General features: G+C 41.0%; 20 protein-coding genes. 9 read left to right on the top strand and 11 right to left on the bottom strand.

The window, feature by feature from the left end:
• Positions 1–11 precede the first annotated feature (11 nt).
• The 5 genes from FGM01_RS13370 to FGM01_RS13390 form a co-directional block, all read right to left on the bottom strand.
• On the bottom strand, positions 12–977 hold the full coding sequence (locus FGM01_RS13370) for an OmpA family protein (RefSeq protein ID WP_143411667.1): 966 nt from the start codon (positions 975–977) through the stop codon (positions 12–14).
• Between the two features lie 10 nt (positions 978–987).
• Positions 988–1,749 carry an exodeoxyribonuclease III gene (locus FGM01_RS13375; protein ID WP_143411668.1) on the bottom strand — a complete coding sequence of 254 codons (762 nt, stop codon included), beginning with the start codon at positions 1,747–1,749 and terminating at the stop codon, positions 988–990.
• Between the two features lie 77 nt (positions 1,750–1,826).
• Positions 1,827–4,808 (bottom strand): T9SS type A sorting domain-containing protein, encoded by a 2,982-nt coding sequence (locus tag FGM01_RS13380; RefSeq protein WP_143411669.1) that lies wholly within the window; start codon positions 4,806–4,808, stop codon positions 1,827–1,829.
• Between the two features lie 114 nt (positions 4,809–4,922).
• Positions 4,923–6,470: a glycine--tRNA ligase gene (locus FGM01_RS13385; protein ID WP_143411670.1), complete on the bottom strand. Its 1,548-nt coding sequence runs from the start codon at positions 6,468–6,470 to the stop codon at positions 4,923–4,925.
• 65 nt (positions 6,471–6,535) lie between these two features.
• The gene (locus FGM01_RS13390) at positions 6,536–7,420 is read right to left on the bottom strand and encodes a hypothetical protein (protein WP_143411671.1); all 885 of its coding nucleotides are present in this window, start codon (positions 7,418–7,420) and stop codon (positions 6,536–6,538) included.
• A gap of 59 nt (positions 7,421–7,479) precedes the next feature.
• Between FGM01_RS13390 and FGM01_RS13395 the strand changes: the two genes are divergently transcribed.
• Complete coding sequence (locus FGM01_RS13395) at positions 7,480–8,160, top strand: ComF family protein (protein WP_143411672.1); 681 nt, start codon at positions 7,480–7,482, stop codon at positions 8,158–8,160.
• 58 nt (positions 8,161–8,218) lie between these two features.
• Complete coding sequence (locus tag FGM01_RS13400) at positions 8,219–9,826, top strand: Ig-like domain-containing domain (protein WP_143411673.1); 1,608 nt, start codon at positions 8,219–8,221, stop codon at positions 9,824–9,826.
• Here FGM01_RS13400 and FGM01_RS13405 read toward each other — a convergent pair.
• Positions 9,807–10,592, bottom strand: coding sequence for an amidohydrolase (locus tag FGM01_RS13405; RefSeq protein ID WP_143411674.1), 786 nt, complete (start codon positions 10,590–10,592; stop codon positions 9,807–9,809). The two genes, FGM01_RS13400 and FGM01_RS13405, sit on opposite strands and share 20 nt — an antisense overlap.
• A gap of 102 nt (positions 10,593–10,694) precedes the next feature.
• On the opposite strand from FGM01_RS13405, the gene FGM01_RS13410 reads away from it, so the two are divergent.
• Complete coding sequence (locus tag FGM01_RS13410; protein ID WP_143411675.1) at positions 10,695–11,201, top strand: DUF1440 domain-containing protein; 507 nt, start codon at positions 10,695–10,697, stop codon at positions 11,199–11,201.
• Here the strand turns inward: FGM01_RS13410 and FGM01_RS13415 are convergent.
• Together FGM01_RS13415 and FGM01_RS13420 are read right to left on the bottom strand one after the other, a co-directional pair.
• Complete coding sequence (locus tag FGM01_RS13415; RefSeq protein WP_143411676.1) at positions 11,198–13,666, bottom strand: ligase-associated DNA damage response DEXH box helicase; 2,469 nt, start codon at positions 13,664–13,666, stop codon at positions 11,198–11,200. The two genes, FGM01_RS13410 and FGM01_RS13415, sit on opposite strands and share 4 nt — an antisense overlap.
• 37 nt (positions 13,667–13,703) lie before the next feature.
• Positions 13,704–14,396, bottom strand: coding sequence for a hypothetical protein (locus FGM01_RS13420; RefSeq protein ID WP_208012731.1), 693 nt, complete (start codon positions 14,394–14,396; stop codon positions 13,704–13,706).
• Positions 14,397–14,479: 83 nt separating this feature from the next.
• Between FGM01_RS13420 and FGM01_RS13425 the strand changes: the two genes are divergently transcribed.
• Positions 14,480–15,535, top strand: a complete 1,056-nt coding sequence (locus FGM01_RS13425) for a hypothetical protein (RefSeq protein ID WP_243735808.1) — start codon at positions 14,480–14,482, stop codon at positions 15,533–15,535.
• Positions 15,536–15,546: 11 nt separating this feature from the next.
• Here the strand turns inward: FGM01_RS13425 and FGM01_RS13430 are convergent, their stop codons facing one another.
• Together FGM01_RS13430 and FGM01_RS13435 are read right to left on the bottom strand one after the other, a co-directional pair.
• Positions 15,547–17,139, bottom strand: coding sequence for an ATP-dependent DNA ligase (locus tag FGM01_RS13430; RefSeq protein ID WP_143411678.1), 1,593 nt, complete (start codon positions 17,137–17,139; stop codon positions 15,547–15,549).
• Entirely contained in the window at positions 17,136–18,158 is a 1,023-nt protein-coding gene (locus FGM01_RS13435) for a ligase-associated DNA damage response exonuclease (RefSeq protein ID WP_143411679.1), read from the bottom strand. The genes FGM01_RS13430 and FGM01_RS13435 overlap by 4 nt, the downstream gene beginning before the upstream one ends.
• A gap of 152 nt (positions 18,159–18,310) precedes the next feature.
• On the opposite strand from FGM01_RS13435, the gene FGM01_RS13440 reads away from it, so the two are divergent.
• Positions 18,311–18,742 (top strand): tellurite resistance TerB family protein, encoded by a 432-nt coding sequence (locus FGM01_RS13440; RefSeq protein ID WP_143411680.1) that lies wholly within the window; start codon positions 18,311–18,313, stop codon positions 18,740–18,742.
• Here FGM01_RS13440 and fbp read toward each other — a convergent pair.
• Positions 18,715–19,761, bottom strand: coding sequence for a class 1 fructose-bisphosphatase (fbp, locus tag FGM01_RS13445; RefSeq protein WP_143411681.1), 1,047 nt, complete (start codon positions 19,759–19,761; stop codon positions 18,715–18,717). The genes FGM01_RS13440 and fbp overlap by 28 nt on opposite strands.
• A gap of 104 nt (positions 19,762–19,865) precedes the next feature.
• Here fbp and FGM01_RS13450 point away from each other — a divergent pair, with 104 nt between their 5' ends.
• Genes FGM01_RS13450 through FGM01_RS13465 form a run of 4 tightly spaced genes read left to right on the top strand, consistent with a single transcriptional unit; the run spans position 19,866 to position 23,984 of the window.
• The gene (locus FGM01_RS13450) at positions 19,866–20,354 is read left to right on the top strand and encodes a GNAT family N-acetyltransferase (protein ID WP_143411682.1); all 489 of its coding nucleotides are present in this window, start codon (positions 19,866–19,868) and stop codon (positions 20,352–20,354) included.
• 57 nt (positions 20,355–20,411) lie between these two features.
• Entirely contained in the window at positions 20,412–20,888 is a 477-nt protein-coding gene (locus FGM01_RS13455) for a GNAT family N-acetyltransferase (RefSeq protein WP_143411683.1), read from the top strand.
• Complete coding sequence (locus tag FGM01_RS13460) at positions 20,888–22,138, top strand: aspartate kinase (protein WP_143411754.1); 1,251 nt, start codon at positions 20,888–20,890, stop codon at positions 22,136–22,138. Before FGM01_RS13455 ends, FGM01_RS13460 begins: the two co-directional genes overlap by 1 nt.
• Before the next feature lie 40 nt (positions 22,139–22,178).
• Positions 22,179–23,984 (top strand): GNAT family N-acyltransferase, encoded by a 1,806-nt coding sequence (locus FGM01_RS13465; RefSeq protein WP_143411684.1) that lies wholly within the window; start codon positions 22,179–22,181, stop codon positions 23,982–23,984.
• Positions 23,985–24,083 lie beyond the last annotated feature (99 nt).

Raw genomic sequence — 24,083 nt, forward strand, 5'->3', positions numbered from 1 at the left:
GGTATTTATATTTAATTTGTTTCTTCCAGTAACCTGGTTATCTCATCAAGTTTAGGAGTAAGGATGACTTCAATACGCCTGTTCTTAGCCTTACCAACTTCAGAATTATTTGGAGCAACAGGTGCGTATTCCCCACGACCGGCGGCGGTCAGGTTTTGAGGATCTATTTTAGAATTTTCCCGGAGGATATTGACAATAGAAGTTGCTCGCTTGGTAGAAAGATCCCAGTTATCTTTTAACTGCCCACTACCTCCGTAAGGAACATTATCTGTATGACCTTCAATGAGAACTGCAATATCTGGATTCTGTGCCAGTACAGACCCTAATTGTTGCACCGCTTTTCTACCTTCTGAATTTACCGCCCAGCTTCCCGATTCAAACAACAGTTTGTTTTCCATAGAAACATAAACCTTCCCGTCTTTCTGTACCACCGTTAATCCTTTACCTTCAAAATTGGTCAGGGCATTGGAAACGGCATTTTTAAGGGCATTCATCTTTGCATCCTTGGCCGCAATCAGACTTTCCAATTCATCAATTCTTTGTGATCTAAGAGCAAGGTCTTTCTGAAGCTTTTCCAACCTGTTTTTTTCCTGGATCAAAACGGCTTCTTTTTCATCCAGCTGCGCCAGTAACTCCCGGTTCTGCCTGGAATTTTCTGCGATAGCTGCCGAACTGTTTTTTTCCAAAGCATCATAGGAATCCTCAAGACTGTTATAATTCTTTTGGAGCGCCTCTAGCCTTTGCATCATTTGATTACGCTCTGTGGTGATAGTTTCGAAATCAGACTTTAACCTGGCAAACTCTCTTTTCTGGTCCTCAGAAGAGATCCTGATACTTTCCAGATCTTTATTCATTTCGCGATTCTGTCTTTGCAGATCTGCATTCCTGCTTTCCAGTTCGCCATATTTTTTTGAAGAAACACAGGAAGTAATACTTAGCACCATAATGAATAGCGCAACAACTTTATAAATTTTCATATTTCTTTTTTTATTCGATTTCTACTAGAACGGGACAATGATCACTGTGGTATGCTTCCGGTAAAATAACTGCTCTTTTCAAGCGATCTTTCAAAGGCTCTGCTACCAGATTGTAATCTATGCGCCATCCCTTATTATTATTCCGGGCATTGGCTCGATAACTCCACCAGGAATAATGATCTGGTTCATCATTGAACTCACGGAATGAATCAATAAATCCACTGTTTATAAATCCATCAATCCAGGCTCTTTCTTCCGGAAGAAAACCTGAAGTATTCTTCAGTCTTACCGGGTCATGGATATCTATTGCTTCGTGGCAAATGTTATAATCGCCACAAATTATAAGGTTGGGAATATCATTTTTAAGCTCATCTATATATTGCTGAAAATCATCCATGAATTTAAATTTATGATCCAGCCTGGCTGTATTTGTACCGGATGGCAAATAAAGACTCATTACTGAAAAATCTTCAAAATCTGCCCTTATGGTGCGCCCTTCAAAATCCATATATTCTATCCCGGTTCCGTATTCTATATGGCTGGGCTGGGTTTTGCTTAGGATCGCCACCCCGCTATAGCCCTTTTTCGTTGCCGGGTACCAGTAGTGATAAGGATAACCCGCATTTTCAAAGTCTGATAGATCTAATTGATCCGGATGGGCTTTTATTTCCTGGAGACATACTACATCTGGATTGGCCTGTTGAACCCAGTCTAAAAAACCTTTTCTTATAGCCGCCCGGATTCCATTTACATTATAGGATATGATGGTCATGAAAGTTCATTTTTTTTCAAAAATAAAGCTATCTGGCCCAAATACAAGCAGAGTATAAAATTTGTGGAAATATTGGATTATTTTACGATGATGCGCTTCACCTTCCCAATATCCCTGGTACCAACCCTAACCAGATAAAGCCCGGGGGCAGCATAAGACATATCAAAAGCGTAAACATAGGCATCTCCATTATTAACGATTTGGTTTTCAATCATTTTCTGCCCCAGGACATTGTAGACCGTAATTCTAAGAGGCTCTTCGAAACTTGTTTGCATGATAGCGCGGTACTGGCTATCGCCAGAGGACACCACCACTAATTCTGCCTCGTTAATGATAAAGTCCTTTACATTCAAAGTGCTGTCAATAATATTAACCGAATAGTCATGGGTAGTTCCATACTGCATGACAGAACATGGATCATTCAGATCTCCGGTAAAACTGGTATCGCCTGCACGTATTCTTAATAAATGCTGACCTAGCTTAGCGTTGGATGGAATGCTGAAATCATATGAAAAAGCAGTATTTGTTTCCGGAATGATTTCTGAAGTAATCACCCGCTCATTATCTTCAAAAACCGCATTGTCGTTGAAATCTATCCACATAGAGAATTTCTCAACATCTTCTTCGGCAAAATTGGTTTTAACCGTTACCGTAAATTCCCCCACCGATCTGTCAAGATCTGTAGAACCCTCTGAAAAATCTATGTACCCTGTGGTACATGGAATTCTTTCATTTAAAAACTCTCCCAGCTCAAAATAGAAAATACCATCCCCTGCAGAACAGTCTGAGCCATTTGGAATACAGTTAAGATTCGCAATAGATGTGGTTTCTGAATCATTGTCAGGATCAAAATCGTTGGGCAGGCCAGTAGATGCCGTGATAGTATATCTCCCGGAAGTTGATAGATTAGCAGTGGTATTGAAAGTATAGACTGCAAATTCCCCTACTGGAATGCTTCCGTTAAAAGTTTCGGTTACCGGGGCATTATTGCCTATTTGATAAGATACCGGGATATTTTGCTGTGGCTCTCCTCCAAAATTATCTATGGTGATGGTAATCTGTTCATTACTGCTAAGGTTTTCAGCAGTAACAGGAGCTTCAATCGCAGTAACTCCTACATCGCGCGGAGGTAGATTTCTAACTCTGGCTTCTATACTGTCATTATTGAGATCTGAATCGTTATCCAGATTTGTGCTAACAACTATGGTATAGATCTCCCCAATTTCAGAAAGATCGGCAGTATTTTCAAATGTAAAAGTTGCAAAAGTTTCCGGAGCGATAGTCTCAGTAAAAACTTCAGTGACTTCTGGTCCTCCGTTCACACGGTAACTTATTTCAAAATTAGATTGAGCATTCAGGCCATAATTTCTAATCCTGACCGTAATTGCTTCGTTGCCGGTTAAGGTTCTGCTCTCGGGATCCAGCAGGGAAACTGCACCAACATCATTTGGTTCTGTAGCAGAGAATGAAAAGACCCCGACTTTATTTTTCCTGTCCAAACCACTGAAATATTCTGCATTATGCCAGAATGTTATACCATCTACAGGATCTATACTTAGATGGGAATAATCTCCATACCTGCCTTCCGGTCTTGGTTGTGGGCTATCTCCTTCTACTATGCTTTGTTCTTCAATGGTCATGATTCCAAGGGGATCCATGGAAAATCTTCCTGTATAACGGATTGAAGGAAAGACCGGGTTACGGTCGTCATCATCCACCACGGTAAACCCAAGACCTATATTCCCTCTTCTATCTATACCTATACTACCGCTAAACCTGTCACTTGCATCTGGCGCATAGGTCCCTTCCTGGTATACCGTCCAGGGTTGACCATCTGCCTGCTGCCTTAATTCATACCAGCGAATCCCGGCATGCTTTGCTGCTGAAGGTAAAACATCCACTACAAAGTTCATCACGGCAGAATTATGGGTTGGAAATCTCCTGTACTGCGTCATGTACATCATGGCTCCCTGTAAAGCATCTATATCTACTGCTCCACCGGGCTGTGGCAGATTCTGAAATCCTCCCCCGTCAAAAGTTGCATTAAACGCGGTAACACCCTGTGTTATCTCCTGGCTTTCTGCGATGGTGGAGGCGCTTAAATTATTCCAGTCCACATCGATAAGCCACAGTTTTAAATGGTCCTGGTTAACCCCAGCCCATTCGTCATCCTGTAAATAAATGATCGGGGCATCTCCTGGCGGCGGAAGTTCTGGTCCCATCACGCTAAAACCAGCCGGGCTGTAAAAGCCGTTATTTTTTATTCCCGGAAGAGGAAAACCAAGAATTCGAACATTATCTTCTCCCCGTAACATTTTATCACGCTCAAGAGCAAAAACTATTTCTTTCCCTTCCGGCGCTAAAGCATCTTTATTGGTAGTAATATAATAGCCATCAGACCACACAGATAGTTTTGGGTAATCTGGTAGAGAATTCAGGTCAAATCTATAAGTAAACCATCCACTATTTACCGGATCTGAACCCTGAGATACTGCAAAAAGTAATGCTGGTGGTGTTGGGGATCCAACATCTGCACTAAATTGCATAAGTACAAACCGGTCTGCAGATTCATCGTAAAAAACTATGGGATCTCCATCTGTTTCATTTGTAAAAGTACCTCCAATACTCGCCAGTGAAGATTCTGGAATAATAAGGTTTCCGGTTTTATCCCAAATAGCGAATTCAGAATTCCATGCATTGACATAGTGATTTCTTCCTACCGCTCCTGTAGGATCTGAAGGAGTAGAACGGGTCACGGCACCATCAAAAGTAAGTACAGGGGATTTAACATGAATATCTCCCATCTTCTTTTGTAAAGCCTGGTCCTCTGTTCTTGGCAAACCTTTGCCGGGGACTACCTTGTTTATCCCCCTGTTCCTGGGGTTATATAGTTTAGATTTTTTGGTTGATGGGATAAGGCTTTTTTTAGATAAAGCCACCGTTTTCACAACTCTGGCCGAATCTATAAAAGCAGGCCCGTTTATTTCCTTATCCTGGGCGGTAGAATTGAGATGAAAAATAAAGCTAATAATAAGTAGGGAAAGTAATTTTTTCATCATATTGAGGTACTCTAAAATAATTCCTTAAAAATAGGCATTATGATAATAAATGATACAGAAAAGGCAATTAATAAATTAACTGCCTTTCATAAAATATTCATAAATCCCTGATTATTAGCTTGAAAAATCTTTCATCCAGGTTTTAAAATCTGTTTCTTTCCTTATCAAAGCATCAAGCTCCTCCACCGGAACTCTTTTTTGTTCCATACTATCCCTGAACCTGACGGTTACTGCTTGATCTTCAAGTGAATCGTGATCTACAGTAATACATAATGGAGTTCCCGCTGCATCCTGTCTACGGTATCTTCTACCAATGGCGTCCTTTTCATCATACTGCACCCTGAAATCCCATTTAAGATCATCCACGATCTTTTGAGCCATTTCGGGAAGTCCATCCTTCTTTACCAGCGGTAGGATAGCGGCTTTTGTTGGAGCGAGAACGGCTGGTAATTTTAAGACAGTTCGGCTGTTTCCATCTGCCAGTTGCTCTTCTTTAAGAGATGCTGAAAGTACCGCAAGGAACATTCTGTCCAGACCAATAGAAGTCTCTATAACATAGGGAACATAATTTTCCTTTAGTTCGGGATCATAGAAACGCAGTTTTTTACCTGAATGCTCTTCGTGGGCCTTAAGGTCAAAATCTGTTCTGGAGTGAATTCCTTCCAGCTCCTTGAATCCAAATGGGAAATTAAATTCTATATCTGCCGCGGCATTTGCGTAATGAGCCATTTTTTCATGATCGTGAAAACGATAATTTTCCTCGCCCAGTCCCAGTGATTTGTGCCATTTTAACCTCGCCTGTTTCCACTTTTCGTACCACAAGAGTTCATCCCCGGGGCGCACAAAAAATTGCATTTCCATCTGCTCGAATTCACGCATCCTGAAAATAAATTGTCTGGCCACGATCTCATTTCTAAAAGCTTTTCCTATTTGAGCAATCCCAAAGGGGATCTTCATTCTACCGGTCTTCTGAACATTCAGGAAATTCACAAATATTCCCTGAGCGGTTTCTGGACGCAGGTATAGGTTTGTGGCAGAATCTGCAGATGCTCCCAGCTTGGTACCAAACATTAGGTTGAACTGTCTAACCTCGGTCCAGTTTTTAGAGCCTGTATCAGGATCTGCGATCTCAAGTTCCTCGATAAGAGCTTTTACATCTGCCAGGTCCTCATTGGTAAGGGAACGTGCAAGTCGCTCCAGGATCTCTTTTCTTTCTCCAAGATATCTTTGCACCCTTGGATTGGTTGCTTTATACATTTCTGAATCGAAATCCTCACCAAACCTCTTCTTTGCCTTAGCGATCTCCTTTTCAGCTTTCTGAAGTAATTTCTCAGCATAATCCTCCACCAGGACATCTGCCCTGTAACGTTTTTTGGAATCCTTATTATCTATCAAAGGATCATTAAAAGCATCTACATGCCCGGAAGCCTTCCAGGTGGTGGGATGCATAAGGATCGCGGCATCTATGCCTACAATATTCTGATGCAGCTGAGTCATACTTCTCCACCAGTATTCCTTGATATTTTTCTTTAATTCGGCTCCATTTTGCCCGTAATCGTACACAGCACTTAAGCCATCGTAAATCTCACTGGATGCAAAAATGTACCCATACTCCTTGGCATGGGATATTACGTTTTTAAAAAGATCTTCTTGTTTTGCCATGGCGCAAAAATAAAAAAACCGCCCTGAATAATATCCAAGGCGGTAGCTTATTTATAAATATTAGCTTATTTCAATGTAAAGCTTCCGGTTCCTAATAACAAAGCATCGTTATAAACATATACCTTGTAATTACCTTCCAGCAGTTTTTCTTCAGCTGTTTTTGCAAGTATACATACATCCAGCTCCTCATTTTCGTAAAAAACAGTGGAAGATGCACTATACACCATCGTTCCTCCTTCATGCTGAACAACGATTTCCTCACCTACCAGTTCGTTCTCAGGATTATAAACCTGGACATACATATTCTTTTCCCCGGCCTCGGCCAGGTCATTTCCGGTAATGGTAAAACAGGTTCTTATCTGGTCTACCCTCCTGTTATTATCATTTTCCACTAGCTTCCCGCTATTTCTAACGATCACACCTGCTCCAGAAAGACTGGTCACTTTTAGTCGTGAAGCCTTATCTACCTTAGTGGAGAGACTTTGGTTCGTGGTTTTTAAAGAATCTGAAAACCTGGTTCTTTCCTGCAAAGCAACACTGGTGCTATCCAGAGAAGTGGCCAGCATTCGATTTTCTGTACTTAGACTATCCACTACTCTGAAAAGACGATCCTTTTCAGCTTTTAGATTCCCTACTTCTCTTCTATATCTTGAAATTAATACAAGATTGGCTTCGTTATCCTTTACCGAATCCAGCAATCTTGCAATTCGATCCCTGGCGTTAACAAGGTCCTGATCCATAATCTCGTTTTCCTCAATGGCATCATCGTATTTTACGATAAGTTCATTAAGTTCATCCTCGATCACAGCCTTTTCCTTCTGAAGGATCTCTTTATTTTCTTTTTCCTCATTGTAAAATTTAATGGTATAAATGCTAAGCGCAACCAGGGCAACAGCAAGAATACCGGTTAAAACCTTTAATGCGGTATTGTTCTTTTTTTCTGTCATCATAAGTTTAATTTAATTGTAAATTTAGACGTTTAACCAAGTACGATACAAGCCATTAACAAATGTTTCACGATTTTGTAAATCTTCTATATCCCAGCGTTTGTCACATCTGCGAGGAAGAATTACTAAAAAATGAACAGGTACTTTGTACTAATTGCCTGCATGACCTGCCGGTTACTCAATATCACCTTGATAACGAGAACCCTGTTAAAAAAGTATTTTATGGTAGGGTAAAGATAGAAAAAGCTACGTCATTACTGCATTTTCGGAAAAAATCTGGTGTACAGCGCCTTATTCATGACCTCAAATATCGTGGTCACCATGAAATAGGTAACTACCTTGGGCAGTGGCTGGGCGCAGAATTAGCTGAATTACCAGAGTACCGGGAAATCGATATGGTCATCCCGGTGCCCCTGCATAAAAGCAGGCTTAAAGAAAGGGGTTACAACCAGGTGGAAGGCTTCGGTAAAGAGATCGCCGCAGCAATAAATGCCGTTTACCGGGATGATATCCTCCTGAAGGTAAATTCTACTAAAACCCAGACCCTGAAAGATCGAATTTCCAGATGGGGCAAGCTGGAAGAAACACTTTCTATCCAGAATATCGAAAATTTAGAAAATAAGCATCTTCTAATTGTGGATGACCTGGTCACCACGGGGTCCACACTGGAAGCCTGTGCTCATAAATTATTTGAGATCCCGGGAATTAAACTGAGTGTGGCGACCATGGCAATTACCAATTAAGCTTTGCATGGTATTTTAAAATAATCGTTTCTTTGCTAAAAAGTTTCAGTTTTCATCTATGAAAAAAAGGATACCCGGATTCATAATAGTTCTAATATTGCTCTTTACTACTGTGCAATGTGCCAAAAAAGGAATGCCTGAAGGTGGACCCATAGATGAAGAACCTCCAAAATTCATAAAAGCAAATCCTGAAAATTATTCCACAAATTTTGATGCTGATGAGATCCGTATTTTTTTCGATGAGTACATAAAATTGGAAAAACCTCAACAGCAGATCATCATTTCGCCACCAATGGATCCCAAGCCTAATATCATGCCCCTGGGAACGGCCAGAAAAGATATTAAAATTGAGATCTTCGATACCCTGGAAGAAAATACCACTTACACTATCAATTTCGGCAGTAGTATAGTCGATAATAACGAATCCAATCCTTACGATTATTTCAAATTCGTATTTTCAACAGGTGACTACATAGATTCTCTCAGCATTTCAGGAAAGGTGAAAGATGCCAGGTTAAAAGCTCCGGCATCTCCGGTTTCTGTCATGCTTTATGAAATAGATTCCAGTTTTACAGATTCTATTGTATATAAAAAGACCCCGCGCTATGTTACCTATTCGCAGGATAGCACCTTTAATTTTTCTTTGGAAAACCTGAAAGCCGGCACTTACCGAATGGTTGGAATTCAGGATGGGAATGCCAATTATCTTTATAATCCCAAAAATGAAAAGATAGGTTTCATAGCTAATAATATCACCATCCCTACAGACAGTACTTTTGAGATCACCGTTTTTAAGGAAAATCTTGAATTTGAACCCAAGCGGCCAAGTATACTAAAAGGAAACCAGATCTTATTCGGCTACGAAGGATCTACAGATCTGGATAGTCTGTCTATAAATCTGCTTACTCCTAAACCAGAGGGATATATTTCCAGGGTGGTAAAAGATCCAAAAACAGATACTTTATATTACTGGTTCAATATTAAGCCTAAAACAGACAGTCTTAATTTTGAGATCGTAACTCCTGCTACCAGGGATACGCTGCTGGCCAGGTTAGGAAGCCTGGAAAGAGATTCACTGGTGGTAAATACAGAAACAGGCTCTCTGAACAAAGATTTCAAATTCAAAGCTAATACCCCTATAATTCAATACCAGGACGATCTTATCTCGATCATGGATAAAGATTCTGCAAGCGTTGATTTTAATACAGAATTCAATCCTTTACAAAATGAACTTGTATTAAAATTTAATAAAGTACCAGAAAACAATTACCGGGTAACTGCCTTACCAGGTGCGATCACAGATCTTTTCCAGGAAACTAATGACACTATCGTCAAAAACCTGACGACCAAGGCACTTTCAGAATACGGAACCGTGGTTCTTACTATTCAGAATATAAACTCCTTTCCGGTAGTGGTCCAATTGACCGATGTAAAAGGCGAAGTTCTTGAAGAACAATATTCAGAAGATTCAAATAAATTCACTTTTAGATACCTGAATCCAGGGCAGTTCCTGGTCCGGGTGATCTCAGATGACAATGCAAATAGAAAATGGGATACGGGCGATTATTTGAAGAAACGTCAGCCGGAGCAGATCCGGTATTTTCCAGACACTCTGGACATACGTGCAAACTGGGATTGGAACGAAGCTATTCGTCTAGAAGATTAAATTTATCTCTGTCCTGAAGGAATTTCAATTTACTCCTTGTTTTCAGCATGGAATTACGGTCTAGTGTAACCTCAGCATTAAATTCAACCGACCTGTCCAAAGGGGTGAGGGCTTTTCCCAGTGGATCATATATTGCAGAATGGCCATTATAGACATAGCCGTCGCCATCTTTACCGGTCCTGTTCAAGCCTATGCAGTAACACATATTTTCAATAGCTCTGGCTTTGAGTAAGGTGTCCCAGGCTTCAATTCTTTTTTCGGGCCAATTCGCAACATAAATTAACAGATCATAATCTACCGTGTTTCGGGCAAATACCGGAAAACGCAGGTCGTAGCAAATAAGTGGACAAATCTTCCAGCCTTTATATTCCACGATCAACCTTTCCTTTCCAGCAGAATAGGTTTCATCCTCTTTTGCCAGGGTAAAAGTGTGACGTTTATCATAGGTTTTGTAGGAGGTGTCTGGAAAAACAAAGAACAGGCGATTGTAGTAATGCCCCTCCTCCTTTATAATTACACTTCCCGTAAGGGCCGCAGACCTGTTTTTTGCGATCTCCTGCATCCAGGCGAGAGTTTCTCCTTCGGTTTCTTCAGCCAGTTGCCTGGCATTCATGCTGAAACCGGTGGTAAACATTTCTGGCAAAACAATTAATTCCACATCTTCAGATAGCTGACCGATCTTATTGGAAAGTTGTTCCCTGTTCGCCGCGGCATCCTCCCACTTCAGGTCTGGCTGAATTAAAGCGACATTTAGTTTTTCACTCATATTCAAAAATATCATTTTGCCTGTGCAATGCCAAATACATGTTAAATGATTGGCCAAAAGATGACTAATAAATAGTTTTATTCCCCTAAAATGAAACAGATTATGAGCGTAAGTACTTTTTTGCAGAAGGATTCATATATGTCTAACACCTCACGCAGCCTGGTTGCTGGCTTTGTAGGAGGGCTTGCCGGTTCGGCAGTGAAAAGCCTTATTGAGCAATTTCTTCCGGTAAGAAAAGTAGAACAGCGTTCGGCACAGATCAAGATCATGGATGACCTGTCTACAAGGATCACAGGTACCCCAATTAGTACTCAAAATGAAGCTTTAGCAGAACAATTGGTTAATATACCTGTAGGTGGATCCCTGGGCGCGGCATATGGTTATGGGAAAAAAGACCGGCATGGTCTCAGACCTATGGATGGGGTGATCTTTGGTGCAACTACCTGGGCTTCCACACACGAGACTTCCCTGCCTATTTTAGGGCTGGAGCCTAAACCCGTTGACGTGCCCGTTAGAATGCAGCTCAATGAGCTTTTTGCTCATATCGCCTTTGGGGTTACTACAGAACTGGTGCGCAATTACCTGGATAAGCAATTGAGGGATAATTAATTTTCAAGATTTTTAAGCATCCTTTTGATCCTGTCTTCAATCTTTTCTGAAGACAGTTTTTCTCTTAAACGATCGGTTATTATCGGAAAAGAAAATGGTGTGGGTTTTTCACATTTTTTCCAGGCGATATTTTGCCCTTTGATCCTGTCCAGGGCCAGGCGCAACCTGCCTTCTTCGAGCTGATGTTCGAAGGTTTCCCTGAAAGCTTGCTGGTATAATAAATTGTCTTCCTCATAATCGCGGAATACACTAAAAAGCAATTGCGAATTAGATTGCAGGTGTTTACTTTTTACCAGCTTGTTAGGAAATCCGGTAAAGACCAGACCTGTGATAACGGCAATATCCCTGAATTTTCTTCTCGCCATTTCGGTTGCATTCAAACTTTTATAGAGATCGTCCATCAGAAATTCTGATGAAAACAGGTCGTTATCCAGAACCTGCTGCATATCTATCTCCTGATCTGATAATAACTCGAAACCATAATCATTAAACGCTATGGAAAAACTGATGGGTGACAATAGGCTGATCCTGTATGCAAGTAAACTGCCCAGCGCCTCGTGCACAAATCTTCCTTCAAAAGGATAGAAGATCGCATGAAACCCCTCCCTGGTCTTAAAGGTCTCTATAAGAAACTCATCACTTTTTGGAATTACAGATTCCTTTTGCTGGCGTTGAAAAACGGGCTGAAGGGCTTTTAGTTCATTGGTTCGTTTTTCTCCTTTCTTTAAAGTGGCTGCCGTGTAAAGTTCTTCACGCAAGAGTTCGCTCATCTGGGCAGAAAAGGCCATCCGGCCACCCATCCAGCTGGGTACTTTCGCCGTTTTTCTGGAAGATTTCCTAACCAGTACCTGCATATTTTTAATATGCACAAGTTCCAGGTTCCTACCGGCAAATGTAAATACATCACCGGGTTTTAATTTGGAAACAAACCACTCTTCGATAGTTCCAATGTAGCCTCCTTTCATGTATTTTACACTAAGCATTGCATCACTTACAATTGTCCCTATCTGTAATCTATGACGCATCGCCACACCACGGTTATTGATCTTAAATTTCCCGTCCTCCTCGATCTCCACTTTTTTATACTCATCATAAGCCTGCAGACTCTGGCTGCCTTTAGTTATAAAATTCAGGATCCAGATCCATTCTTCTTCGGTAATACCCTGGAAACAAAAGGTCGATGCTATCTCCGGGAAAATTTCCTTAGGATAGAATCCATTGGATACTGCAAGAGTATTCAGGTATTGAATTAACACATCGTAGCTCATAAGGTACGGCACCCGGTCCTCCACCGCCTGCTTCTCTACGGCCTTCTTCAATGCTGAAGCTTCGACCAATTCTATCGCATGAGTAGGCAGGAAATAAATGAGGCTTAATTTTCCCGGCTGGTGACCACTACGGCCGGCCCGCTGAAGAAACCTGGCCACTCCTTTTGGTCCGCCAATTTGCACTATGGTCTCTACAGGGGCGAAATCCACACCCAGATCCAGACTGGATGTACAAACCACCGCTTTTAAACTTTCGTTCCTTATGGCCTGTTCTACCCAAAGCCGGGTTTCCTTGTTAATACTTCCATGATGCATCGCCACCTCCCCGGCAAATTCAGGATATTTATTTAATAGTTTCTGAAACCAGATCTCACACTGGGACCTGGTATTGGTGAATAGTAGCGTTGTTCTGCTATTTTTAATAATAGGTACTACTTCATCCAGTAAATGCAAACCGAGGTGTCCCCGCCAGGGGAATTTCTCCATTTTTTTGGGAATTACAGATCTTACTTCGATCTTCTTCTTAAGGTTCGCCCTTATCATCACGGAGTTCTTTAGAGCTTCAGAATCGGGACCTAACAATACTTCCCTGGCCTGGGATAGATTACCAATGGTAGCAGATATTCCCCAGATACGCAGATCTTTTGTGATGGTTTTCAACCTGGAAAGGCCTAATTCCACCTGCACTCCTCTTTTCGTACCCAGTAATTCGTGCCATTCATCTATAACAATTGCCTGCAGATCTTTAAAGGTCTTATCATAATTTTTGGAAGCAAGGAGAAGCTGCAAACTTTCCGGAGTGGTAATAAGCAGGTCTGGCATGGACTTCTTCTGGGCTGCCCGCTCCTTTTGTGATGTATCACCTGATCTTATGCCCACGGTAAATTGTGTACCCATTTCTTCAGCAAACCGGCTTGCCGCCTGTTCGATCTCCACAGAGAGGGCTCTCAACGGGGTGATCCAGATAGCTTTTAATCCCTTTTTATGTTGGGTTCTGTAATCTGGATTCTTCTTTATATAATCCAGTAGGATTGGCACCCAGAGTGCATAGGTTTTTCCGCTTCCGGTGGGGGCATTCAGTAAGCCGTTCTTTTTCTGAAGATAGGCAGTCCAGGTATCTTTCTGAAACTTAAACGGTTTCCATCCATTTCCCCTGAACCAGGCATCTGCAAGTTCTAAAAGCTCTGCTCTTTTCAATACGAAACAGTTGAAAAATTAAAACAGCCTAAGTCCACTAACGTTTGATTTTGAAATTATCTAGATTGATATCATCCATTCCAATATTATCAAATGGATATTCCAGTTGGTTCTGGATATTGTAAAGAGAGATCAGGGTAAATTGTGTGATAAAGATCACGAGATAAGCGACCCAGTCTCCTTCACGGACCCCTAGGTTATAAATTATAGTAGGAGCATATATAACCGGGAACAGATAAATAAAGATCTCGCAGTAAGCCATAAGACTTATAGGGGTCCTGTGTGAATGTATCCCATGTAGGTTCTCTATAGATTCATGCATATCCCTGGCATATTTAAAAACACGGTCTTTCAACTTGGCAGGAACAAGATTGTCTTTTTCCAGCACAAATTTGTAAACCTTATGTGAAATTTCATCCAGGGTTTTAATATCATTATCCTTTTTGGAAAGGTGATAAAGGGTTTTTTCATTGATCTCATGTAGGATATTTTCCACCTCAGCTTTTTTTTCATCTGTAAGCTCATCACTGCTAAGTAAAAAGTAACGCACCGTCTTAATCGAACTAACGAATTCACTTAGGTGCTCCAAAGCCTTCTCTCTTCTTCGGAAACTACCCCGAATAGTAAAGACCAGAGGAAAAATAATAGCTATACTCAACAATGTAAGATCTACATTGAAATTGATATTATATCTCAATGCCAGGAACGTGATCACAGCCGAGAGAGCCACGGTTAGAAAAGTTCTGTAATTAATTATGGAAAAATACTTCTTAATAACCTGATTTTTAATATTTTAGATAAATATATGCTATTATGGATAAGAAAACTATCCTTTTATTTCTAATCCCTGTTATTTCCCTGTATATCTCTTTTGGGCAGGACAGCGAGATGAAAATTAATGAAGACCTGTCTGCCTTATTTCAGGATGAGGAAATTATTCGCCTTTCCCTGAGATACTCAAATAAAGATATTAAAAAAGTTACCAATGATTCCACCTTCATTACCACACATCTAAAATATGAAAAGGATAATGCAGGCTGGGATTCGCTGGAAGTAAGGCTTAGAAAACGCGGAAATTTCAGGTTAAAGAATTGCTACTATGCTCCCATAAAGGTTAAAATAAAAAAGAAAGAGGCAAAAAATACTCTTTTTGAAGGTCACAAAAATTTGAAACTGGTTTTACCCTGCAAGCTTGAAAAAGACAAAAACGATAATATCATTAAAGAATATCTCGCCTACAAACTTTATGAGATGGTATCTCCCTATCATTTCAAAACCCGGTTAGTAGATGTGGAACTCGAAGAAATTAAAGGTAAGGGCATTAAAATTCATAAACTTAAGGGCTTCCTGGTAGAAGACGATAAACATGTGGCAAAAAGGATTGGCGCTAAAGTTTTACCCTCTAAAACTCATCCTATGAACCAGATGCCGCTGGAATGCGTGAGGAATTCTTTCTTTCAATTCATGATTGGGAATACAGATTATTCCATCGCCTATCAGCATAATTCTAAACTGATTTTTCTTGACGGGCAGATCATTCCTGTACCCTATGATTTTGACATGGCCGGTATGGTAAACACTAGTTATTCAACAGTTTCACAGATCAATAATCAAGTGCTGGATATAGATGATGTTAGAATTAGAAAATACAGGGGTTTTCAACGGGAACCAATTTTATTTACCGAAGTCAGGCAGGAATATCTAACAAAACGGGAGCATTTTATAACTGAAATAGAAAAATGCAAACCCTATTTTGAAAACGATAAAAGTTACCGCACTACCCTGGAGTACATAGAAGAGTTTTTTAAGATCCTGGGTAACGACGAACGCTTCGAATACAATATACTTCGGGTTGCCCGCGCCTACTGATATTTTATGATCTAGGGGATAAGGTCTTTCAGGTCCTGCAAAGTATTCGCATCTTCAATCTTTTTATCTGTCCTCCACCTTAACATACGGGGAAACCTGGTAGCCACACCGCTTTTATGTCTCCCGGATTCTGCAATACCTTCAAAAGCGATCTCAAAAACATGATGAGGGGTAACGCTTCGCACGGGGCCAAAGCGCTCCAGTGTATTTCTTTTTATCCAGGCATCGAGTTGTCGAAATTCTTTATCGGTTAGTCCTGAGTAGGCTTTGGCAAAGGTCACCAGTTCCTTCCTGTCTTTATCCCAAAGACCAAAAGTATAATCTGTAAACAGGTTGCTTCGCCTTCCATGACCTCGCATGGCATAGGTAAGAACGGCATCTATGGTTAAAGGATCTACTTTCCATTTCCACCAGTCCCCTTTTTTTCTGCCTACCAGGTATGGGGAATCAAGACGTTTCAGCATCAATCCTTCAGATTTTACTTCCCTGGAGTTTTCCCGTTCTTTAGCTGCCTCTTCCCATTTATCGAATTGGATAGTTTCAGATAAATGCAGGGGCACATCATCTGCCCTGACCTCATGATAGAGTTTTTCCAGGATTTCCCTTCTTTTTCCAAAAGCCATATCCCTGATATCTTCCCCACCCCATTCCAGGATATCATATGCCTTAAGGATCACCGGTGTTTTTTCCAGCAGCTTTTTACTAACATTTTTCCGGCCTATGCGGGTCTGCAGATCTTTAAAAGTTCCTATTTCCCCTTCTGGAAAGGGAAGGATCTCTCCATCTAAAACCGTCCCGTTGGGAATTACTGATAAAAATGCATCAAATTCAGGGTATTTATCGGTGACCAATTCCTCTCCACGGCTCCACACAAATAATTCATCATTTCTTATAATTACCTGTGACCTTATCCCGTCCCATTTATGCTCGGCACTCCATTGTGAAACATCACCCAGTTCTGCGGGCTCTCCTTCTATAGCGTAAGCCAGGTAGAAAGGATATGGCTTTGATAGATAATCCTCTTTGTTTTCCTCAAGGATAAGTTTATTGAATGTGATTTTAGACGGCTCCCAGTTACCCATCAATTTATAGGCAAGAATGTCTTCATCGATTTCTGTTGCTCTGGATAGGGCCCTGGTCATTAATTTCTGGCTAACCCCAATCCTGAAGCTACCCGTTATCAACTTCGTAAATACGAATCTTTCATAATAATTTAGATTAAGCCAGTTATCAAAAAGGTATTCTTTCTTTTCCTCTTCGGGTCGTTTTTTGAGATCGATGATTTCTTCTAGAAACTGATTCAGACTTTTTTCTGTAGAATCTTCAGCCGGTGGAATTACCAGTGCAATAGTTTCTGCGAGGTCGCCTACAATATGATAGGATTCTTCAAAAAGCCACAAGGGAATATTTGCCAGTTCTGATGCCCATTCACGCATAAGGGTAGTATTCACAGGTCTTGGTGGTCTTCTGTGACTCAAAATAGCAATCGTCCATACCTTGTCTTTGTCTGGAACTTCTTTAAAATATTCTGTTAGGGCCTCTACCTTTAAAGTAGTTTTATTAGTGCTGTCCAGCGTTTTAATTAGGTTGGCAAATGCTTTCATTCTACATCTTTTTCTTTTTCGCTTTCCATTTGACCGGTTTCGCCTTCATATTGTGTTTCCTCTGTGCGTGCATCATATCCCTGCTCGCGGAGATATCTCGAAAAGATATCAGTGTAACCATGGGTACAGATTACCTTTTCGCAGCCGGTCTCTTTTATGGAAGACAGCAAACCCTGCCAGTCGCAGTGATCGCTTAACACAAATCCCTTATCTATAGCCCTTCTCCTTCTTGCTCCCCTAAAGGTCATCCATCCGCTGGCTGATGCTGTCACATAAGGTACCATTTTTCTTATCCAGGTAGTTCCATGGGCACTTCCCGGTGCCAGCACGATATTACCCTTTATTTCATCTTTACTGGTCTCCCTGGTGATCCTGGTCGTTTCCGGAAAATCAATTTGAGCACGCAAAACTTCGGTCATATTTTCAATAGCGCCATGAGTAAAAATCTTTCCGATGGAAGGATCTAGGTGTTTAAGTAATCTCTGAGCTTTTCCCAGTGAATACCCAAATAAAACTGAAGTTCTGCCATCCTCACGATTTTGCTGCCACCAATTGTTTATTTCTTCAAATACCTGTGCTTGCGGAGTCCATTTAAAAGCTGGAAGACCAAAGGTGCATTCGGTTATAAAAGTGTCACATTTTACAGGCTCATAGGGCACTGCCACGCCATCATCTTCGGTTTTATAATCGCCCGTAAATACCCAGACCTCGCCTTTATGCTCCACTCTTATTTGAGAAGACCCTATTATATGACCTGCAGGGTGAAGTGAAAATTTCACCCCGTTGATACTAAAACTTTCATTCCACTCCCTTCCGGAGACCTCAATATCGCCTAGGCGGTGTTTTATTATAGGTACATTACTGTGGTGCGTGATATACTTTTTATGTCCCCACCTGGAATGGTCTGCATGCCCGTGAGAGATTATAGCTTTATTTACAGGCTTCCACGGATCCAGGTAAACATCTGCGGCAGCGCAATAAATTCCTTTATCATTAAAAGCCAGTAAAGGTGTTCTCATATCTTTTTCTGAAGAACATGGAATTTAAATAATAGATGTTTCAACAGAAAGGGATTAAGAAAACATTAGCGAATCCAGAAATTAATTTAAACAGGCTTTGGTTCTAAAAATTGGCTGTTTAACTATATTTGTAGTATAAAATTAATTATAGAATGTCCTTTTCAGATTTATTTGGCTCGGGAGAGCACTTGCGAAATTTAAGCCATTTTGCGTCTATTGTAAATCTTGCTGCGGTTGATGGTGAGATAAATGAAGACGAAGAATTACTGCTAAAAAGATTTGCGAAAAAATTAGATATAAGCGAAGAAGAATATATCAAGGTTTTGGAAAACCCAAAATCCTTCCCTCTTTCTTCATATAACAGCATCGAAAGAAGGCTGGAACGCCTGCACGACCTGTTTAGAATCATCTTTGCAGATCATATTATCGATGATGAGGAGACCGAGCTTATCAAAAAATATGCAATTGGTCTTGGATTTTCCAGCCAGGCATCTGAAGGTATCATAAAAAGATCCATTCAGATCTTTAGCGGACAATTAAACTTCGATGATTACCGCTACTTACTTGAAAAAGAAAACGACTGAGCCTGATCTTTCGTCCCGGCTTTCGCCATAAATTCTTCAGCCTTTTCCACCATTTTTCTGCTTCCGCAGAAGAATGGTACCCGCTGATGTAATTCTGTAGGATTGATGTCAAGAATCCTTTTAAACCCGTCGCTGGCCTTTCCTCCGGCCTGCTCTGTTAAGAATGCCATAGGATTACATTCATAAAGCAATCTTAGTTTTCCATCGCTGGCTTTGGAACTTTTTGGGTACATAAAAATTCCACCCTTGATCATGTTACGGTGAATATCTGAAACCATCGAACCTATATATCGCGAGGTATACGGACGGTTTCCTTCCTCCTGCTGGCACCATTTGATATAATCTTTCACTCCCTGGGGAAAATGCACATAATTCCCTTCATTGATAGAATAGATCTGTCCATCTTCAGGAAACATCATATCTGGATGGGAAAGATACCAGGATCCTAATGCCGGGTTGAGCGTAAATCCATTCACCCCGTGCCCGGTAGTATAAACCAGCATAGTTGAGGTTCCGTAGATAATATATCCTGCTGCTACCTGCTTATGTCCTGGTTGCAGGAAATCTTCCAGCTGCACCGGGGTACCTACCGGAGTAATCCTTTTATAGATAGAAAAGATGGTTCCCACAGAAACATTAACGTCGATATTCGAACTACCGTCAAGGGGATCCATCAGGACAACATATTTATTCTGGTTATCTCCTTTATGCCCTTTAATTTGTATAAAATCGTCATTCTCTTCTGAAGCGATCCCGCAAACGATCTCACGGTTGGTAAGGGTCTGAATGAATTTGTTATTCGCATAGACATCCAGTTTTTGCTGATCTTCTCCCTGGATGTTGGTCTCTCCGTAAGCACCAATGATATCCACCAGCCCGGCCTTGTTCACCTCGTGGTTCACAACTTTTGCTGCCAGCCTCAAAGAATTTATCAGCCTGGACAATTCGCCGGAGGAACCTGGGAAATCTGCCTGATTTTCTATAATGAATTCTCCTAAGGTCTGATTTTTCTTTGGCATACTTATTTTCTTTTGAAGCGGCTAAAATATTAAAATTTAAACTTACTACAACGTTTTCGCTGACAATCCTAACATTGTTTATTTTTGCTTAAAACCGAAAGACTATGAAAATTGAAATACGTGATGCCCGCCCGGAAGATATGAAAGAAGTACTGGAGCTCATCAGGGAGCTGGCCGTTTTCGAGAAAGAGCCTGAAGCCGTCATCATTGACGAAAATGACCTTATACAAGATGGATTTGGGGATGACCCGGCTTTTCATTGCTTTGTGGCAGAAGCCGGCGGAAAGATTGAAGGCATGGCGCTGGTATATTTCAGGTATTCCACCTGGAAAGGTAAAACCGTGCACCTGGAAGATCTTATTGTTCGGGAAAAATTCCGGGGTAAAGGCCTGGGCTCAGCACTATATACAGAAGTGATAAAATATGCTTCCCGGCAGAACGTAAAGCGAACCGAATGGGTGGTGCTCAACTGGAATACAGAAGCTGCTGATTTTTACCGAAGAAGCGGTGCAGATGTAATGGAAGACTGGGATACCGTGCAGATGGATGAAAAGGCCATGCACTCCTTTCTCCAAAAGAAGGGCTTGCTTTAACCGGGCTTAAATTAGGAGTATTAAATGCAATCCTTATTTTTGTTTAAATTCTAAACTATGGAATATACAATACGCGAAGCCAGAAGAGAGGATATGGAGGATGTTCTGGAACTTATCAAGGAACTTGCCGCACATGAAAACCATCTGGACGATGTGGAAGTAACCGTAGCCGATTTGGAAAAAGAAGGCTTTGATAACGGAAATTTCAAATGCTTTGTGGCAGATGTAAAAGGTAAGATCGAAGGTATGGCCCTGGTATATTTTAGATTCTCTACGTGGAAGGGCAGAACGGTGCATCTGGAAGATCTCATTGTACGGGAAAGCATGCGCGGAACGGGGCTTGGTGGCGCTCTTTACAAACAGGTAGTATCCTATGGCCATGAAAATGGTGTAAAACGTATAGAATGGGTGGTTTCTGAAGGAAATAGAAATGCCATAGAATTTTACGAAAATACTGGAGCTGAGATCAAGGAAAGCTGGAAAACCGTACACATGGAAGAAAGCGGAATCCAGAAAAACGTACGCAAGAAGTGATAAAAGTTTACAAGTTTGGAGGTGCATCTGTAAAAGATGCTGAAGGTGTTAAAAACCTGATCAAAGTACTAACAGAAACAGGCACAGCCAATAAACTGATCGTTGTTTCTGCTATGGGAAAAACAACGAATGCGCTGGAAGTAGTAGTTCGGGATTATCTCAGGACTAATGAGGTTCCCTCGAGCCTGAAGGAGGTCACGGAATATCACCGCAGCATTATGGAAGAACTTTTTCCCCACCCGGAATCAGCGGTATTCTTCAAAACAGAATCTCTATTCACCGAACTTGAGAATTTCTTAGAACATAATAAATCCAATCAGTATGATTTTGTTTATGACCAGATCGTAAGCTATGGAGAGTTTGTATCCACTACTATTATAAGTGAATACCTGACTTCTCAAAATATTCCTGCTCACTGGCTGGATGCACGTAATTTCATTAAAACCGACAGTACTTACCGGGATGCGCAGGTTAACTGGGACAAAACCCAGGAATTGATCCAGAAAAACACAGATATTTCGAAATTAAATATCATCCAGGGATTCATTGGATCAGATCCGAATAATTTTACCACGACCCTGGGACGTGAGGGCTCAGATTATTCTGCAGCGATCATGGCATACTGCCTTAATGCTGAAAATGTAACTATCTGGAAAGACGTGCCGGGCGTGCTCAATGCAGATCCGCGCTACTTCAGAAAAACTGAACTTTTAAACCAGATCTCTTATGAAGAAGCGATCGAGCTCGCTTTTTACGGGGCTTCGGTCATACACCCCAAAACCCTGCAGCCTTTACAGCGCAAGGAAATCCCGTTGTATGTAAGATCATTCCTAGATCCTTCTGGCGAAGGAACTGCCGTTACCAGGGGAAAAACTATTTTTCCGGAGGTTCCATGCTTTATCGTAAAAAAAGACCAGGTTTTGATCTCCCTGTCGTCACTGGATTTTTCATTTATGGTAGAGGAGAATATTTCAGATATTTTCAGGCTTTTTCACCAATATCAGATGAAAGTAGACCTTATTCAGAATTCTGCGATCAGCTTTCGGGTATGCGTGGACAATAAATTCAATCAACTGGAAAAGCTCATTCAGCATTTAAAAGCCAGGTTTAAGGTTGATTACAAGACCGGAGTTTCGCTGTATACCATTCGTCACTTTAACGAGGAGGCGATACAGACACTTGAAAAAGACAAGAATATACTTCTAAAACAGCTTACCCAAAACACCATACAGCTGGTTGCCGAAAACTAAATTTCGATTTCTTATTTTTGGTTGAACTAAACCAATCAATATGGGTATTGTAAGTGCTAAGGAAGTAGCCGGTGTTATGAATTTGCATAAGTACGGGTTCCTGGGAACGGGAATTGGCTGGCTCATCCTGAAAACCACCAAATTATCCAGGATCAATAAGGAATATGATAAGCACAAGCATTTAACCGGCACAGATTTTATAGATGCTATTCTTAAAAGATTCGAAATAGATTTTGAGATCCCGGAGAAAGACCTTAAACGTATCCCGAAAGAAGGTCCTTTTATCACCATTTCCAATCATCCCCTGGGTGGGATTGATGGGATGATCCTCATGAAACTAGTGCTTCATAGCAGGCCGGATTATAAAGTTATCGCAAACTTTCTGTTACATCGCCTGGATCCTTTAAAATCATATATACTCCCGGTTAATCCTTTTGAAGACCATAAGGAGGCTAAATCGAGTCTCACGGGGATGAAAAATGCCATTGCACATTTAAAGAGTGGAAAACCGCTGGGTATATTCCCGGCAGGTGAAGTTTCTACCAACAGGGATAAAAGAATTATAGTGGACAGGCCCTGGGAGCCTTCAGCTATGAAGCTTATACAAAAATCGAAAGTACCGGTTGTTCCCATATATTTTCACGCCAAAAACAGTTTATTCTTTTACCGCCTGGCATCCTTCAGCGATGTTCTTCGAACGGCTAAGCTTCCCAGTGAAATGCTATCTCAACGCAAAAGAAAGATCAAAGTGCGTATAGGGCTGCCAATATCTGTAGAAGACCAGGTGGAACACACCAACCTCGAAGCATATACCGCATTCCTGCGCAGAAAAACCTATATGCTGGCAAATGTTTTCGAAAAGAAAAAATTGTTAGGAAAATTGCCTAAATCCTTAAAAATTCAACGGGCTCCCAGGGATATTGCAGAAGAAACCAATTCTGAATTGATGCATATGGAGGTGGAAAACTGTCGCAAAATGGATAAACGCCTTCTGCAGAGCAAAAATTATGAAGTTTTTCTTGCCAAAAGAGAGGTAATCCCAAATATACTTAATGAAATTGGCAGATTACGGGAGATCACGTTTAGAGAAGTTGGGGAAGGAACAAATAAAAGTGTAGACCTGGATAAATTTGATAACTATTACCATCATTTATTCCTTTGGGATAACGAAGCCGGAAAGATCGCCGGGGCCTACAGGATGGGAATGGGGAATGAAATTTTCGCCGAGCATGGCATTGACGGCTTTTACCTGCAGGACCTGTTTAGGTTCGAACCAGAACTATATAAGATGATGAGCCAATCTATAGAAATGGGGCGGGCTTTTATTATCAGGGAATATCAGCAAAAACCGATGCCACTTTTCCTTTTATGGAAAGGTATAGTTCATTGCACGCTAAGATTCCCCGAACATAATTACCTCATCGGCGGAGTTACCATTAGCGATAAATTCAGCAATTTCTCGAAGTCGCTTATGATCGAGTTTATGAAGTCTAATTACTACGATCCTTATGTTGCCCAGTATGTGCGCCCTAAAAAGGAATTCAAGGTGAAACTGGAAGATGCAGACAAGGATCTTGTATTCGACGAAAGCGAAGCAGACCTTAATAAATTTGATAAGATCATCGATGAGCTGGAAACTGAAAATCTGCGCTTACCGGTTCTCATTAAAAAATATATAAAACAGAATGCCAAAGTGGTGGCTTTTAATGTAGATCCACTTTTTAACGATGCCGTTGATGGTTTAATGTATATTAGAATTGCCGACCTGCCAGAAAGTACGGTAAAACCGGTGATGGAGGAATTTCAGAAAGAACTGGAGCAGAGAAATAATCATCCTGCAGAATAAATTGAACCAGGGTAAAGAGGAAAGGTACTGGCCAGTACTAAGTGAGCAATCCTGCATTGTAACAGTGTTTCCTGTTAATATAGTGTTATTACTAAGCTC

Origin of the sequence: Christiangramia sabulilitoris (assembly GCF_007050985.1) — a bacterium.
In the GTDB taxonomy this organism is placed as follows: Bacteria; Bacteroidota; Bacteroidia; order Flavobacteriales; family Flavobacteriaceae; genus Christiangramia; species Christiangramia sabulilitoris.